Origin of the sequence: Rhodococcus sp. DMU1, from assembly GCF_012272955.1 — a bacterium.
Taxonomy (GTDB): Bacteria; Actinomycetota; Actinomycetes; order Mycobacteriales; family Mycobacteriaceae; genus Rhodococcus; species Rhodococcus aetherivorans.
On record NZ_CP050952.1, the window covers coordinates 1,778,375 to 1,794,235 of the forward strand.

14 protein-coding genes are annotated in these 15,861 nt (G+C 70.2%); 5 read left to right on the forward strand and 9 right to left on the reverse strand.

What is annotated here, in order from left to right; translation table 11 throughout:
• Positions 1–15: 15 nt before the first annotated feature.
• Both glyA and HFP48_RS08445 read left to right on the forward strand, forming a co-directional pair.
• Positions 16–1,311 (forward strand): serine hydroxymethyltransferase, encoded by a 1,296-nt coding sequence (gene glyA, locus HFP48_RS08440; protein WP_006940399.1) that lies wholly within the window; start codon positions 16–18, stop codon positions 1,309–1,311.
• Positions 1,312–1,656: 345 nt separating this feature from the next.
• Positions 1,657–2,934 (forward strand): PhoH family protein, encoded by a 1,278-nt coding sequence (locus tag HFP48_RS08445; protein WP_072634868.1) that lies wholly within the window; start codon positions 1,657–1,659, stop codon positions 2,932–2,934.
• Positions 2,935–3,019: 85 nt separating this feature from the next.
• Here the strand turns inward: HFP48_RS08445 and HFP48_RS08450 are convergent, their stop codons facing one another.
• The 3 genes from HFP48_RS08450 to HFP48_RS08460 are packed head-to-tail and all read right to left on the reverse strand — an operon-like array spanning position 3,020 to position 5,515.
• Complete coding sequence (locus HFP48_RS08450) at positions 3,020–3,430, reverse strand: carboxymuconolactone decarboxylase family protein (RefSeq protein ID WP_006940401.1); 411 nt, start codon at positions 3,428–3,430, stop codon at positions 3,020–3,022.
• Positions 3,431–3,482: 52 nt separating this feature from the next.
• A complete protein-coding gene (locus tag HFP48_RS08455; RefSeq protein WP_006940402.1) occupies positions 3,483–3,908 on the reverse strand; it encodes a limonene-1,2-epoxide hydrolase family protein in 426 nt (141 codons plus the stop codon).
• Positions 3,905–5,515, reverse strand: a complete 1,611-nt coding sequence (locus HFP48_RS08460; protein WP_168579349.1) for a serine hydrolase — start codon at positions 5,513–5,515, stop codon at positions 3,905–3,907. Before HFP48_RS08460 ends, HFP48_RS08455 begins: the two co-directional genes overlap by 4 nt.
• A gap of 326 nt (positions 5,516–5,841) precedes the next feature.
• Between HFP48_RS08460 and HFP48_RS08465 the strand changes: the two genes are divergently transcribed.
• Positions 5,842–6,432 (forward strand): hypothetical protein, encoded by a 591-nt coding sequence (locus tag HFP48_RS08465; RefSeq protein WP_006940404.1) that lies wholly within the window; start codon positions 5,842–5,844, stop codon positions 6,430–6,432.
• Positions 6,433–6,457: 25 nt separating this feature from the next.
• Here HFP48_RS08465 and HFP48_RS08470 read toward each other — a convergent pair whose 3' ends face one another.
• The 3 genes from HFP48_RS08470 to HFP48_RS08480 are packed head-to-tail and all read right to left on the reverse strand — an operon-like array spanning position 6,458 to position 9,536.
• A complete protein-coding gene (locus tag HFP48_RS08470) occupies positions 6,458–7,441 on the reverse strand; it encodes an NADPH:quinone oxidoreductase family protein (protein ID WP_006940405.1) in 984 nt (327 codons plus the stop codon).
• Between the two features lie 40 nt (positions 7,442–7,481).
• Entirely contained in the window at positions 7,482–8,276 is a 795-nt protein-coding gene (locus HFP48_RS08475; protein ID WP_006940406.1) for an SDR family oxidoreductase, read from the reverse strand.
• Between the two features lie 3 nt (positions 8,277–8,279).
• On the reverse strand, positions 8,280–9,536 hold the full coding sequence (locus HFP48_RS08480) for an acyl-CoA dehydrogenase family protein (protein WP_029542219.1): 1,257 nt from the start codon (positions 9,534–9,536) through the stop codon (positions 8,280–8,282).
• A 169-nt stretch (positions 9,537–9,705) separates the two neighbouring features.
• Between HFP48_RS08480 and HFP48_RS08485 the strand changes: the two genes are divergently transcribed.
• Positions 9,706–10,182, forward strand: a complete 477-nt coding sequence (locus tag HFP48_RS08485; RefSeq protein WP_029542221.1) for a MaoC family dehydratase — start codon at positions 9,706–9,708, stop codon at positions 10,180–10,182.
• Positions 10,183–10,249: 67 nt separating this feature from the next.
• On the opposite strand, the gene HFP48_RS08490 is transcribed toward HFP48_RS08485, so the two are convergent.
• On the reverse strand, positions 10,250–11,632 hold the full coding sequence (locus HFP48_RS08490; protein WP_029542223.1) for an MFS transporter: 1,383 nt from the start codon (positions 11,630–11,632) through the stop codon (positions 10,250–10,252).
• Between the two features lie 151 nt (positions 11,633–11,783).
• Between HFP48_RS08490 and HFP48_RS08495 the strand changes: the two genes are divergently transcribed.
• Positions 11,784–13,301, forward strand: coding sequence for an AMP-binding protein (locus HFP48_RS08495; RefSeq protein ID WP_168579350.1), 1,518 nt, complete (start codon positions 11,784–11,786; stop codon positions 13,299–13,301).
• 51 nt (positions 13,302–13,352) lie between these two features.
• On the opposite strand, the gene HFP48_RS08500 is transcribed toward HFP48_RS08495, so the two are convergent.
• Complete coding sequence (locus HFP48_RS08500) at positions 13,353–14,327, reverse strand: phosphotriesterase (protein ID WP_006932897.1); 975 nt, start codon at positions 14,325–14,327, stop codon at positions 13,353–13,355.
• A gap of 94 nt (positions 14,328–14,421) precedes the next feature.
• On the reverse strand, positions 14,422–15,831 hold the full coding sequence (locus tag HFP48_RS08505; RefSeq protein WP_006932904.1) for a class II fumarate hydratase: 1,410 nt from the start codon (positions 15,829–15,831) through the stop codon (positions 14,422–14,424).
• Positions 15,832–15,861 lie beyond the last annotated feature (30 nt).

A 15,861-nucleotide genomic window follows, 5' to 3' on the forward strand; every position in this document is an offset into this window, starting at 1 on the left:
CTTGGAGAATCCTCGATGACCGTTGTGCCCGGCACCGACGTCAACACCGCCTCGCTCTCAGACCTCGACCCCGAGCTGGCGCAGGCCATGGCCGGCGAGCTGTCGCGCCAGCGCGACACGCTCGAGATGATCGCGTCGGAGAACTTCGTGCCGCGCGCGGTGCTCCAGGCGCAGGGCAGCGTGCTCACCAACAAGTACGCCGAGGGCTACCCGGGGCGCCGCTACTACGGCGGCTGCGAGAACGTCGACATCGTCGAGGACCTCGCCCGCACCCGCGCCAAGGAACTGTTCGGTGCCGAGTTCGCGAACGTCCAGCCGCACTCGGGCGCGCAGGCCAACGCCGCCGTGCTGATGGCGCTGATGAACCCGGGCGAGAAGCTGCTGGGGCTCGACCTCGCCCACGGCGGGCACCTGACCCACGGCATGAAGCTGAACTTCTCCGGCAAGCTGTACGACGTCGCGTCCTACGGGGTCAGCAAGGACGACCACCGCGTCGACATGGACGAGGTCCGCTCCATCGCGGTGGCCGAGAAGCCGAAGGTCATCGTCGCGGGATGGTCCGCGTACCCGCGGCACGAGGACTTCGCCGCGTTCCGCTCCATCGCCGACGAGGTCGGCGCCTACCTGTGGGTCGACATGGCGCACTTCGCCGGGCTCGTCGCCGCGGGCCTGCACCCGTCGCCGGTGCCGTACGCCGACGTCGTGTCCACCACCGTCCACAAGACCCTCGGCGGCCCGCGCTCGGGTCTGATCCTCGCCAAGCAGGAGTGGGCCAAGAAGATCAACTCCGCGGTGTTCCCGGGCCAGCAGGGCGGCCCGCTCATGCACGTCATCGCCGCGAAGGCCGTCGCGCTGAAGATCGCCGCGAGCGAGGAGTTCAAGGACCGGCAGCGCCGCACCGTCTCCGGTGCGCAGATCCTCGCCGAGCGCCTGATGCAGTCCGATGTCACCGACAAGGGCATCACCGTGCTGACCGGCGGCACCGACGTGCACCTCGTCCTCGTCGATCTGCGCAACTCGCAGCTCGACGGCCAGCAGGGCGAGGACCTGCTGCACGAGATCGGCATCACCGTCAACCGCAACGCGGTTCCGTTCGACCCGCGTCCGCCGATGGTCACGTCCGGTCTGCGCATCGGCACCCCGGCACTGGCCACCCGCGGCTTCGGGGACGAGCAGTTCACCGAGGTCGCCGAGATCATCGCGGCCGCGTTGACGGGGTCGTCCGACACCGCGACGCTGCGCGGCCGGGTGAGCAAGCTTGCCGCCGACGCTCCGCTGTACCAGGGTCTCGAGGACTGGAACCTGGTCTAGGCGCGACGCCCGGCAATCTGTCCGGATCGTCTCGTTTACCCAATCTTCACCGACACGCCTCGTCGCTCATCGAGCGGACGGGGCGTGTCGGCGTTAGCGTCGGGGGTGTAGACGGCGCAGTTGCCGGCTACGCGGGAGGTCCTGATCGTGACTGTGACAGGCAGAGCGAGGGGCCGGCACCCGGCCCTCGTGTCCCTCGTGGACACCAGGTTCGACCGGCCCATCGAACGAAGTCTGTGTGGTGCTGCACAGATCTAGGAGCCTCACGTGACTGCAACACGCTCCGTCCCCGCCCGCCGCTCCGGCAGGACCCCGGCGAAGAAACCCGATGTACGCACCTTCGTACTGGACACCTCCGTGTTGCTCTCCGATCCGTGGGCGGTGACCCGCTTCGCTGAGCACGAAGTGGTGCTGCCCCTCGTAGTGATCGGCGAACTCGAAGGCAAACGGCACCATCACGAACTGGGTTGGTTCGCGAGGGAATCGTTGCGGCTGCTCGACGACCTGCGCCTGCAGTACGGCCGGCTCGATCAGCCCATCCCCATCGGGACCGCGGGAGGCACCCTGCACGTCGAGCTCAACCACACCGACCCGGAGGTGTTGCCGGCCGGATTCCGCACCGACACCAACGACTCCCGGATCCTCGCGTGCGCGTTGAACCTCGCCGGCGACGGCCGCGACGTGGTGCTGGTCAGCAAGGACATTCCGCTCCGGGTCAAGGCCGGTGCCGTCGGGCTGACCGCCGACGAGTACCACGCCCAGGACGTGGTGACGTCGGGCTGGACCGGCATGACCGAGCTCGAGGTGGACAGGGCGCTGATCGACGACCTGTTCGCCGAGGGGATCGTCGACCTCGACACCGCGAGGGATCTGCCGTGCCACACCGGGATCCGGCTGCTGGGCGGCTCGTCCAGCGCCCTGGGCCGGGTCACGCCGGACAAGCGGGTGCAGCTGGTGCGCGGAGATCGGGAGGCGTTCGGGTTGCACGGCCGTTCCGCGGAACAGCGGGTGGCGCTGGACCTGCTGCTCGACGAGTCCGTCGGCATCGTCTCGCTCGGCGGGAAAGCCGGGACGGGCAAGTCGGCGCTGGCGCTGACCGCGGGCCTCGAGGCCGTGCTGGAGCGTCGCACCCAGCGCAAGGTCGTGGTGTTCCGGCCGTTGTACGCCGTCGGCGGACAGGAACTGGGCTATCTGCCCGGCAGCGAGAGCGAGAAGATGGGGCCGTGGGCGCAGGCCGTGTTCGATACCCTCGACGGTCTCGCGAGCCCGGAGGTGATGGACGAGGTCATCAGCCGGGGCATGCTGGAAGTGCTTCCGCTGACCCATATCCGGGGCCGGTCGCTGCACGACTCGTTCGTCATCGTCGACGAGGCCCAGTCCCTCGAGCGCAACGTGCTGCTCACCGTGCTGTCCCGGCTCGGCGCCGGCTCGCGGGTGGTGCTCACCCACGACGTCGCCCAGCGCGACAACCTGCGGGTGGGCCGCTACGACGGCGTCGCGGCGGTGATCGAGAAGCTCAAGGGGCATCCGCTTTTCGCGCACGTCACCTTGACCCGCAGTGAGCGCTCGCCGATCGCGGCGCTGGTGACCGAGATGCTCGAGGAGTTCGCCCCGGGCGCCTGACGCCGTCGGCTGGTGGGCCGAATGTCACACCGGTGCGATGTGATCGACCCGATGTGACATTCGGCCACCGCCCCGCGCGGGCGGGTCAGTCCTGCGAGGGGCGCGGGCCGAGTTCGGCCTCGAGGACCTCCTGGACGACGCGCATCGCGGCCAGGCCGGCCGGGGCGCCGCAGTAGGCGCCCGCGTGGATGACCGCCTCGACGATCTCGGTGCGGGTCAGACCGTTTCGCAGGGCGCCGCGCACGTGCCCGCGCAGCTCGTTCTCCGCGCGCAGCGCGATCAGCATGCCCAGGTTGAGCAGGCTGCGGCTGCGACGGTCGAGTCCCGGCCGGGTCCACACCGAGCCCCACACGTGCTCGGTGACGAACTCCTGCATCTCCTCGGAGTCGGTGCCGCGGGCGCGGTCGAAGGCCCGCTCGACGAAGTCGGCGCCCATCACCTCGCTGCGGACCTGAACTCCGGCCTCGAACGCGGGCGTCCGGTCGGCGTCGGTCATCGTCGTGCTCCCTGCCTCGTCGCCGTCGAACGGTTCGGCGGCCGGGGAGATTCTACGACCGGCGCAGCACCGCCCGGAGCGCGCCGGCGCCCAGTGCGCCGACGATCGTGCCGACGTTGTAGTGGTCGTCCCACACCGCGATCTTCCCGTCGCGCAGTTCGAACGTGCCGCACACCCAGAACCGGGTGGAGACGGGGCCGAGGCGCAGGACGTCGGTGCGCTCGGTGAGCACCACGTTTCCGGTCGCGGCGATGTGATGGATGGTGACGTCGAAGCCCAGCGACGGCCGGCGCAGGCCCTCGAGGATGCGCCGCACGCGGGGCAGGCCCCGCACGGTCGGCAGCGACGTGTTGTGCCAGGCGATGTCCGGGTCGAGGAGGGCGACGGCGCGCTCGACGTCCTCGGCGACCATCGCGTCGAGGAACTCGCGGACGACGGCGACGGACTTCTCGTCCACGGAGGTGTGCGGCTCGGTCATGACGCTCCTGTTCGGGTGAAGGTTCCCAGGCCGTTCTCGTTCCAGTACTCGAACGTGACGCCGTCGGGGGTGAAGGTGGCCGTGGAGATCGTCCCGTCCGGGGCGTTCTCACCGCCGTAGATCGGGAAGGTGAACACGTCGCCGTCCCAATGGTCGAGCCGGTAGGTCTGCCCGGCGGGACCGATGGTGAGCACCAGTGTGCCGGCGCGATCGTCGATCCGCGCGGGACCGTAGTACTCGCTGGTGTAGACGCCGGTGTACTGCCCGAGGGGGCGGGCCGGGGCCGGATTCGTGGGAGCGGGGCGTCCGACGAGCGAGCCCTTCGGGTCGTCGAACGATGCGAACGCCTTCTCGTAGAGGGCGAACCAGTCCTCGCGGATCTCGCCGAACTGCACGAGATCGGCGAACTCGGCGGCGAGGGTCTCCGGCACGCCGATCGGGGCGGCGTTGGTGAGCGCGACGATCGCGACGTCCGCCGACGGCAGGGCCGTGAACGCGGTCGCGGCACCCAGCGAGAACGCCCCGGAATGGCTCAGCGTCACCCGCCCGGCCGGGCTCGTGCCCACATTGAACCCGTACCCGTAGAACCCCGCCCGGCTGTCGACGGTGCCCGGCGGGCTCGACACGGCCTGCGGGGACACCGCCGGCAGCAGGGCGTCCGCGTCGACGATGCGCCGGCCCTGGTACTCACCGTCGCCGAGCAGCATGGTCAGCCACCGCGCGACGTCGGTGACCGAGGCGCTCACCCCGCCGGCCGGGGACTGGGCGTCGGGATCCCGGACGGCGCGCGCGACGTAGTCGCCGTCGACGAGCTGATGACCCACGGCCCGGTTGGGCCGGGCCTCGTAGTCCTCGAATCGTGAACTGGTGGAGGTCATTCCGAGGGGTTCGTACAGCACGCGCGCCGACAGGTCCGCCCAGTCGGCCCCGGACGCGTCGGCCACCGCCTGCGCCGCGGCCGTGAGCCCGAAGTTGGTGTACTCGTAGGAATCCCGGAACGGCCCGAGCGGCAGCAGGCGGAACCGGTCGAACACCTGCTCGCGGTCGAAACCGAGATCCTCGAGCTCGTCGCCGGCGTGGTCGGGAAGCCCGGAGCGATGGGCGTAGAGATCGCCGACGGTCACGCGGCTCGTCACGTACGGGTCCGCGAGGGCGAAGCCCGGCAGGCGTTCGATCACCGGGGTGTCCCAGCCGATCACGCCCTCGCCGACCTGGTGTGCGACGACGGTTGCGCCGAGCGGCTTCGACATCGACGCCAGCTGGAAGACGGTGTCGGCATCCACTGCGGCGTCGCGGCCGGCCTCGCGCACACCGAACCCCTTCGCGTACACGATCTCACCGCGGTGCACGACCGCGACGGCCATCCCGGGGATGGCGGTCCGATCCATCAGTTCGCGTGCGAGGTCGTCGAGGCGGCCGACGGCGTCGTCGACCTGCCCGTCCGGGATGTCGACGCCGGCAACCTGCGGGGGAGTGAGCGACCGGGACTCCGGCGAGGCCGGTGCCGAGGACGTCGGGGAATCGGTGTCGACCGAGACGCACCCGGCCGACAGGGTCGCCACGAGGGCGAGGGCGGCGCCGATCCGGCGACGACGGGGTGCGCGCATGTCACGGCCTTTCTCGTCCGTCGCATGGTAAGCCCTGCGTCCGTGGCGCGGAAGCGTTCTGTTCCGCGTCACGGGCGCCGGTGACGGCGACGGACGCCGGTCGCAGCCTCGTTCGCCGATCGTTGTCCGACTGTGACGAGGAGAGCGGGCCGGGACGGTCGAACCGCCGCACCGGGCGCGACCTGCGCCGATGCTGCGATCGCGGCGGGGCGCGGACGGGCACCGGCCGCGCGGTCCGGTCCGGCGCGAGGAAACCGCCGCACGGGACGGCACGGGATGGTTAGCGTCGAGGGGCCGGTGTTCGGATGCCAACGAGGAGTGATCCCATGAATCGAATCCCGCGTCGTTCTGCCACTGTCGCCGCGGCCGTCGCCGCTGCAGGGCTGGTACTGGCCGGCTGCAGCAGCGACGACGGCACCACCGCAGAGGATGTGGTCGGCAGCGCCACGAGTGCAGCGCAGTCCGCGGTCGAGGGGGCAACGTCCGCCGGCCGGTCCGCGGTCGAAGACGCCACCGGAACCGGAGGCCCCACGGAACCGGGCGCCTCCGTGGAGGAGACGACCACGCTGCCGGGTGCGGGCGGCGCCGAGTACACCATCAGCGGGCCGATTCTCGCGAAGTACAACGAGATCGGCGGGGCGAACAGCCCCCTCGGGGCGCCGACCGCGGATCAGCAGGACGTCGGCGACGGCTACATTGCGGAGTTCGAGGGCGGCATCATCGCCTGGAGTCCCGACACCGACTCGCACGTGGTGTGGGGCGAGATCCGCACCGCCTGGGAGGCCCAGGGCGGCGCGGAGGGTGAACTCGGCTTCCCGATCAGTGACGAGCGCCCGATCCCGAACGGCCTGGAGAGCGAGTTCGAGATGGGCACCATCACCTACGTCGCGGGTGCGACGCAGGTGATCCCGAAGTAACCCGTCCCGATGTAGCCCGCGCCGGCTACGGCTGGAACACGAGCCGGCCGACGGTGTGCCCGTCCCCGAGGCGGGCCACCCCGTCGGCGACGTCGTCGAGGGAGAGCCGCTCGCTGATCAGCGGCTTGATGGCGCCGTCGTCGGCGAGGCGGCACAGTTCCTCGTGGCACGCCTCGATCGCGGCACGGTTGTACTGCCGGTACAGGCCCCAGTGCAGGCCGATGATCGAGTAGTTCTTGATGAGCGCGTGGTTCAGCGCCGGTTGCGGGATGGTGCCCCCGGCGAACCCGATCACCAGGATGCGGCCCTCGAACGCGATGCACTTGGTGGAGCGGTTGTACGAGTCGCCGCCGACGGGGTCGTAGATCACGTCCGCGCCGCGGCCGGCGGTGACGTCCTTGACGACGTCGACGAAGTCCTCGCGGTGCCGGTCGACGACGACGTCGGCGCCGAGAGCCCGGCAGTAGTCGGCCTTCTCGGCACCGCCGACGACACCGATCACGGTGGCCCCGGCGGCCTTGCCGAGTTGCACTGCGGCACTGCCGACCCCACCGGCGGCAGCGTGCACGAGCAGGGTCTCCCCGGCCCGCAACTGCGTACGGCGGTGCAGGGCGAACCACGACGTCTGGTACCCGATCGACAGCGCCGAGGCCTCGGCGTCGTCGAGGGACGCCGGAGCGCGGTAGGCGTCCTCCTCCGGAACCACGGCGAGCTCGGCGAATCCGCCGAAGGGGAACTCGGGATTGCCGATGATCCGGTCGCCGACGGCGAAGCGGGTGACGCCCTCGCCGGCCGCGACGACGGTCCCGGCGAGTTCGACGCCCGGTGTGAAGGGCAGTTCCGGCTTCAGCTGGTACTGCCCGCGGCACAGCAGCACGTCGGGGAAGTTGGCCGGCGCCGCGGCGACGCGCACGACGAGCCGTCCGGGCCCCGCCTCGGGGTCGGGGACGTCCGTCAGCTGCAGCGCTTCCTTGGGCTCGCCCACTTCGTGAATTCGCCAGGCCTTCATAGGGTTACCTTTCGCTCGAGTTCGGTGTGCGGAGGTGCGCTCAGCGGGCGGCGACGCCGGTCTCGGCTGCGGCGGCGGTACCGAGCATCGCTCCACCGTCGACGACGAGGGTCTCGCCGGTGATCCAGCTCGCCGCGTCGGAGGCGAGGAAGGCCACCGCCGAGGCGATGTCGGCCGGCTCGCCGATCCTGCCGAGCGGCAGGGCCGCGTCGAGCCGGTCCTCGTGGTCCTTCCACAGGGCCTCGGCCAGGCGAGTGCGCACGACGCCCGGGGCGACGGCGTTGACCCGCACCCGCGGCGCCAGCTCGAGGGCGAGCTGGCGGGTGAGGTGGATCAGCGCCGCCTTCGAGGCGTTGTAGAGGCCGATGTTCGCTTCGGGTGCCATCCCGCCGACGGAGGCGGTGTTGACGACCGCGCCCCCGTGCTCGCCCATCCACTCCCGCACGGCCAGGGAGGTCCACAGCACCGGACCCCACAGGTTGACGTCGAAGGTCTTGGCGAACCGGGCGTGGTCCTGGGCGATCACCGGGCCGAACGCGGGGTTGGTGCCGGCGTTGTTGACGAGGATGTCCAGGCGCCCGAACCGCTCGACGGTGAGTTCGACGCACCGTCGGGCCGCGTCCTCGTCGACCGCGTGCGCGCCGACACCGAGTGCGGTGCCCCGCACCCCGGCCGCGGTGACCTGCGCGGCCGCGGCGTCGGCCGCGTCCTGCTTGCGGGAGGTGAGCACCACGTTCGCGCCGGCCGCCGCGAGGTCCCGGGCGACGGCCAGGCCGATACCGCGGGACGCCCCGGTGACGATCGCGGTGCGGCCGGTCAGATCGAGTCCGGTCATGGGTCAGCCCACCGTCACCTTGTGGCCGTTGACCGACGGGGCGCCGGCGGGAGCGGTGCGGTACTTGCGCAGCTCGGCGACGGCGATGGAGCGCTTGTGCACCTCGTCGGGGCCGTCGGCGAGGCGCAGCGTGCGCATGTGTGCGTACATCATCGCGAGCGGGAAGTCGTCGGTGACGCCGCCGCCGCCGTGCACCTGGATGGCACGGTCGATGATCTTCAGCGCCATCGTCGGGGCGGCGACCTTGATGGCCGCGATCTCCATGCGTGCCTGCTTGTTGCCGACGGTGTCCATCAGGTGCGCCGCCTTCAGGGTGAGCAGCCGGGTCATCTCGATCTCGATGCGGGCCTCGGCGATCCAGTCCTGGATGTTGGCGCGCTCGCTGAGGGGCTGACCGAACGTCACCCGGCTCGACGCGCGCCGGCACAGGAGCTCGAGGGCCCGCTCGGCCATGCCGATGGCGCGCATGCAGTGGTGGATGCGGCCGGGTCCGAGCCGGGCCTGGCTGATCGCGAAGCCCTCGCCCTCGCCCGCGAGGACGTCCTTGCTCGGCACCCGCACGTTCTCGAAGGTGATCTCGGCGTGGCCCTCGCGGTCGGCGTACCCGAAGACCGGCAGGTTGCGCACCACTGTCACGCCGGGGGCGTCGATCGGGACGACCATCATCGACTGCTGGCGGTGCGGGGCGGCGGTGGGATCGGTCTTGCCCATCACGATGAGCACCTTGCAGTTCTTGTGCATCGCGTTGGAGGCGAACCACTTACGCCCGTTGAGGACGTACTCGTCGCCGTCCCGGACCATGGACAGCTCGATGTTGGTGGCGTCGGAGCTGGCGACGGCGGGTTCGGTCATCGCGAACGCCGAGGCCATCGTGCCCTCGAGCAGCGGGCGCAGGTACTTCTCCTTGTGCTCGTCGGTCCCGAAGAGGGTGAGCACCTCCATGTTGCCGGTGTCGGGGGCGTTGCAGTTGCACGCCTCGGAGGCGATGTGGCTGCGGCCCATGATCTCGGCGAGGGGCGCGTACTCGAGGTTGGTCAGACCCGGGCCCCAGTCGGGGTGGGGGTGGAAGAGGTTCCACAGGCCACGCCGGCGGGCCTCGGCCTTGAGCTCCTCGAGGATCGGGGGCTGGAAGTGCGGGTCCCCGGAGGCGCGCATCTGCTCCTCGTACACCGCCTCGGCGGGGTAGACGTGCTCGTCCATGAAGGCGAGCAGGGTGTCGCGGTACTGCACGGTGCGCTCGGACATTTCGTAGACCGACATGGTCACTCCTGGCGGAAGGGGGGCAGGGCTGGGATCGCCCGTCGTCGAAGGCGGTGCGTCGCGAAGAGGATGGTGACGGACGTCTCCCTCTCTGTATAGTTGAACGCGGTTTCAACTTCAAGTTTTGATTCGGCGCGAGTCGTTCCGGCCGCGCGGAGAGGAAGCATCCATGACCGACGACATCACCACCCTGCCCGTGCGTCCCACGGGCCTCGACGACCTCCAGGCCCTGGTGGGACGGGATATCGGGCCGACGGACTGGGTGCCGGTCACCCAGGAACTCGTGAACGCCTTCGCCGAGGTCACCGACGACCACCAGTGGATCCACGTCGACCCCGAGCGCGCCGCGACGAGTCCTCTGGGCACGACGATCGCGCACGGTCTGCTAGTGCTCTCGCTGGGGCCGGGACTGTCCTACAAGCTCATGAGCTTCGACGGGTTCGCCCACGGGCTCAACTACGGCTACGACAAGGTGCGCTTCGTCTCGCCGCTGCCGGTGGGCTCCCGCATCCGGATGCGCATGCAGGTTCTCGGGGCCGAGGCCGCCGGCGGCGGCATCCAGATCCGGACGCTGCAGACGTTCGAGCGCGAGGGGCAGGAGAAGCCGGTCGCGGTGGCCGAGTCGCTCGCCCGCGTCGTCGCCTGAGGGGTATACGGCAAAGATGCTGCCGGCCTCCACGAGTGATCGTGGAGGCCGGCAGCACCCGTTCCGGTTACCGTGCGTGGGCGATGCCCGGGACGGCCTTCGGGTCGCGGCGCACCGCGGCGGGGTTGGTCTCCTTCAGCACCCACGCCGAGAACAGCGTGAGGGCGCCCATCAGGGCCACGAACACCGAGACCCACGTCGTCGTGCCGGTGTTGGCGATCAGGGCGGTCATGATGAACGGCGTGCCACCGCTGACGGTGACGGCGGCGAGCTGGTAGGCGAGCGACGCGCCCGAGAGCCGGACGTTCGGTTCGAAGAGCTCGCCCAGGTACGCCGCCAGTGGGCCGTACGTCATGGACTGGAAGATCGAGCCGACCGTGACGGCCACCGCGAACAACACGAGATTCGCGGTGTTGACGAGCCAGAAGTAGGGGAAGGCCCACAGCACGAGCGCCGCGGCCCCGATCATGATCATCGGCCGGCGGCCGACGCGGTCGGAGATCCACCCCGACCACAGGATGAACCCGAGACCCACCAGCGAGCTGGCCAGCGACACGGCCAGGATCGAGTTGCGGTTCATGCCGAGTTCGGTGGTGCCGTAGCTCAGGACGCCGGCGATGCTGATGTAGAACAGCGAGTTCGTCGCGGCGAGCAGGCCGCAGCCCAGCAGGATCTTGCGCCAGTGGGTGCGGATCGCCTCGGCCAGCGGGGCCTGGACGACCTGCTGCTCGGGCCGGGTGGCTGCGACTTCGGCCTGCAGTTCCCGGAATTCGGGGGTGTCCTCCACCTTGGTCTGGATGTAGAGGACGACGGGGAACAGCGCCGCGCTGGCGAGGAACGGGATCCGCCAGCCCCAGTCGAGGAACACCTCGTTCGGCATCGCGGCCGTCGCCGTCAGGAAGGCGACGTTGCCCAGGATGACGCCGCACGGCACACCCATCTGCCCGAACGTGCCGGCGAAGCCGCGCCGCTTGGGATCCGCGGACTCGGTGAGCAGCAGGACGATTCCACCCCACTGTCCGCCGCAGGCGATGCCCTGCAGGAAGCGCAGCGTCACCAGGAGGATGGGGGCGAGGACGCCGATGGAGGCGGCGGAGGGCAGGCAGCCGATGAGGAACGTCGCCAGGCCCATGAGCAGCAGGGAGACCACGACGACGGGTTTGCGGCCGTAGCGGTCACCGAAGTGGCCGGCTACGAGTCCGCCGATGGGACGGGCCACGAATCCGGCCCAGAAGGTGCTGAAGGACAACAGCGTTCCCATCAGGGGTGAGCTGTCGGGGAAGAACACGTGCGGGAAGACCAGCGCCGCGGCGGTGCCGTAGAGAAAGAAGTCGTACCACTCGATCGAGCTGCCGATGAGCCCGGCGGCGAGCAGCTTACGATGAGCGCGCGTGTGGTGCGACGTGCCGGCGGGCGCGATGCCGGTCGGACTCACGGATGACGATGTCACAGATCAATTCCTCCGGTCGGACGGGCCGAGAAACAGCACTCAAACATGAATTCGGGTTCAGGCTGTGGTGCTAGTCTGGGGCATCCGTCATGTGATGTCAATCACGAGCGGGCCTCCCCCCAAAATGTCACTCGACGAAGGGAAACCAGTCATGGCCAGTGTTCTCGACCCCGTCCTCGCCCATGCGGACGCGGCGCCGGAACGCATCGCCCTGCGCACGCAGGACGGGCAGCGAAGCTATCGCCGGCTTCGCGACGACGCGCTGCGCTACGGCGCACTGCTCCGCGGTCGCGGCGTCACCACCGGCGACCGGGTGCTCCTGCTCGCCCCGTCGGTACCCGAATTCGTCGTGGCCTACCTGGGCATCCAGGCGGTCGGCGCCGTGGTGGTTCCGGTGAACACCATGTCCACCGCGGCCGAGCTGAGCTATACGCTCGGGGACTCGCGGGCCGTGCTCGCGATCGCCTGGCACGGCGCCTCCGCCTCGGTGGCCGAGGCCGCGGAGGGTCTCGGCGTGCCGTGGCTGCCGCTGGAGCCGGGCGCCGCGGTCGGGGAGGACCCCATCGACCCCGTCGACCGTGCCGACGGCGACATCGCGGCGGTGCTGTACACGTCGGGCACCACCGGCCGCCCCAAGGGGGCCCAGCTCACCGTCTCGAATCTGCTGTCCGCGGGCCGTATTTCGTGCACATTGTCCGGATCGGGACCCGAGGACCGCGTGGGGACCGGATTGCCGCTGTTCCACATCTTCGGCCAGGCCTCGGTGATGATGTCGGCGTTCACCGCCGGATCCTCCCTGTCCCTGCTGTCCCCGTTCGACCCGGCGGCGATGCTCGATCTCGTGGTCCGGGATCGGCTGACGGTGGTGTGCGGGGTTCCGACCATGTGGAACGCGATGCTGCATGCCGAATCGCCCTACGGCCCGGCGGATTTCGAGGGGCTGCGGCTGGCGGTCTCGGGGGGAGCGTCGCTGCCGGGTGAGGTGGCCCGCGACTTCGAGCAGCGCTTCGGCTGCACCATCCGGGAGGGCTACGGCCTGACGGAGACCACGGCCATGGCGACCTTCTCGTGGGGGGACGTCCCGGCGCGCATCGGGTACAGCGGAACCGCGGCCCCGGACATCGAGGTCGAGGTCTACGGGCCGGACGGTGCCCCGTGCGGGTCCGGCGAGGTGGGGGAGGTGTTCGTCCGCGGACCCGTCGTCATGGCCGGCTACTGGCAGCGCCCGGCCGACACCGCGGCCGTGCTCGACGAGCAGGGCTGGTTCCGCACCGGCGACCTCGGAGAGTTCGACGAGCAGGGCCGGTTGCGCATCGTCGACCGGGTCAAGGACCTCGTCATCCGCGGCGGCTACAACGTGTACCCCAGCGAGGTGGAGGAGGTGCTCTACGAGCATCCCGACGTCGTCGAGGCCGCCGTGGTGGGCGTCCCGGACCGGCACTACGGCGAGGAGATCGCCGCGGTGGTCGTGCTGCGCGACGGCGGCGGCGCCGACGCCGAGGACGTCGTGCGATGGTGCCGGGAGCGGTTGTCCGCCTACAAGGCACCCCGCATCGTCCGCTTCGTCGACGCACTGCCGAAGGGGGCGTCCGGGAAGATCCTCAAGCGGGCCATCGACCGGGACGAGTTGTCCCGGTTCGTCGTACGCCGCTCCGAGTCGGCGGTGTGATCCGCGCCGTCCGCTGCCGGGTGCCACACCCGGCAGCGGACGGCACCCGACTCAGTACGTGTCGCGGCGTTCGAAGATCTCGCGCGGGTTGTCGATCAGCATCCGGTCGATGTCCGCCTCGCTCACCCCGGCCTCCCGCAGGGCGGGCAGCACGTCGTTGTGCAGGTGCATGTAGCTCCACCGCGGCGTCTCCACGGCGAGCATCTTCGGATCGAGCCAGTCGTTGAGGGTGGCGTAGTCCTGCGACAGCAGCATCCGGCCGGCATAGCCGCGCTCGACGAGGGTCGCGATGGTCTTCACCCGCTGCTCGAATCCGAGGTAGACGTCGACGCCGCAGCGGTCCATGCCGATGTACGACCCGGCGTCCATCAGCGACGTGAGGTAGCCGATGTCGTCGGAATCGCCGCTGTGGCCGACGATCACACGGGAGAGGTCGACACCCTCCTCGGTGAACAGGCGCTGCATCACCAGCCCCGACTCGGAGTGGGCGTGGGTGTGCACGGTGATCGGCACGCCGGTGCGGCGGTGGGCGACCGCCACGGCCCGGGCCGTGCGTTCGACGCCTGCGGTCAGGCCCGGGGCGTCGATGGCGCACTTGAGCATTCCGGCGCGCACTCCGGAATCGAGGATGCCCTCCTCGATGTCGCGGACGAAGAAGTCCACCAGGGGTTCCGGGCCACCGAACAGGGTGCCGGGACCGCGGTAGTGGAAGTAGTGCGGCAGGTCCATGTAGGTGTAGAGACCGGTCGCCACGACGATGTTCATGTCGGTGGCCTCGGCGACCCGCCGGATCAGGTCGATGTTGCGGCCCGTGCCGACCACGGTGAGGTCGACGAACGTGTCGAAGCCGGCCGCGTGCACCTCCCGGACGCGGTCGATCGCCTCCGCGACCGCCGCGTCGAGGTCGACGCCGATGTCCCAGTTGCCGTGCAGTTCGGGGGAGAGGACGAACAGGTGCTCGTGCATCAACGTCCGGCCGAGGCTGCCGCTGTCGACGGTGCCGGTGACGGTGGGGACGGTGGTCATGGCGTCTCGCTTCCTGAAGACCTGAATTGGAATTCAGCTTCATATGAGACCACGATGAGACGCCTGTCACAAGACCCACCGGCGTCGGGCGCAGTCAGCCCTGCGGCTCGACCCGCGTCATCGCCAGCACGTCGAGCCGCCGGTCCAGCTCCTCCTCGCTCAGGCCGTCGCCGATCAGGCCCCGGTCGATCACCGCCTGCCGGATCGTCTTCTTCTCCCGCAGCGCCTCCTTCGCGACCGCGGCGGCCTCCTCGTATCCGATCGCCGAGTTCAGCGGCGTCACGATCGACGGCGACGACTCCGCCAGGGTGCGCAGGTGCTCGGTGTTCGCCACGAGACCGTCGACGCACCGCTCGGCGAACAGGCGCGAGACGTTGGCCAGTAGGCGCAACGACTCGAGCAGGTTGCGGGCCATCATCGGGATGTACACGTTGAGCTCGAACGCGCCCGCGGCGCCGCCCCACGCCACGGCCGCATCGTTGCCCACGACCTGCGCCGCCACCTGGGTCACCGCCTCCGGCAGCACGGGGTTCACCTTGCCCGGCATGATCGAGCTGCCCGGCTGCAGGTCCGGCAGCTGGATCTCGGCGAGACCCGTCAACGGACCCGACCCCATCCACCGGATGTCGTTCGCGATCTTCGTCAGCGAGACCGCGATGGTCCGCAGCGCCCCGGACGCCTCGACCAGACCGTCGCGCGCGGCCTGCGCTTCGAAACTGTTCTTCGCCGGCGTCAGCGCCTCCACCCCGGTCGCGCGCACCAGTTCGGCGACGACGCGGGGGCCGAACCCCTCGGGGGCATTCAGGCCCGTCCCGACGGCGGTGCCGCCGATGGCCAGCTCGCCGAGCCGCGGCAGCGTCGCCTGCACCCGCTCGATGCCGGCCTCGATCTGCCGGGCGTAGCCCCCGAACTCCTGCCCGAGCGTGACCGGCACGGCATCCATCAGATGGGTCCGGCCGGACTTGACGACCCGCTTCCACTCCTCCGCCTTCACGGCGAGGGACGCCCGCAGCTGGTCGAGGGCCGGGATGAGATCCTTCACCGCCGCCTCGGTGGCGGCGACGTGCGTCGCGGTGGGGAAGGTGTCGTTCGACGACTGCGACATGTTGACGTGATCGTTGGGATGCACCGTCACCCCGCGCTGCGCGGCGAGGCTCGCGATGACCTCGTTGGCGTTCATGTTCGAGCTCGTGCCCGAACCGGTCTGGAACACGTCGATGGGGAACTGGTCGTCGTGCAGGCCCTCGGCGATCTCGGTAGCGGCGGCGACGATCGCGTCGGCCTTCTCCGCGTCGAGCAGGCCCAGGTCCTGGTTGACCCGGGCACACGCCGCCTTGAGCAGGCCCATCGCGCGGATCTGGGTGCGTTCGAGGCCGCGGCCGGAGATCGGGAAGTTCTCCACGGCCCGCTGGGTCTGAGCGCGCCACAGGGCGTCGGCCGGGACCCGGACCTCACCCATGGTGTCGTGTTCGATTCGGAACTGCTGCTCGGGATTTTCGGCCATGGCTTCACAGTAGGCGGCTCGCGCCGCAGG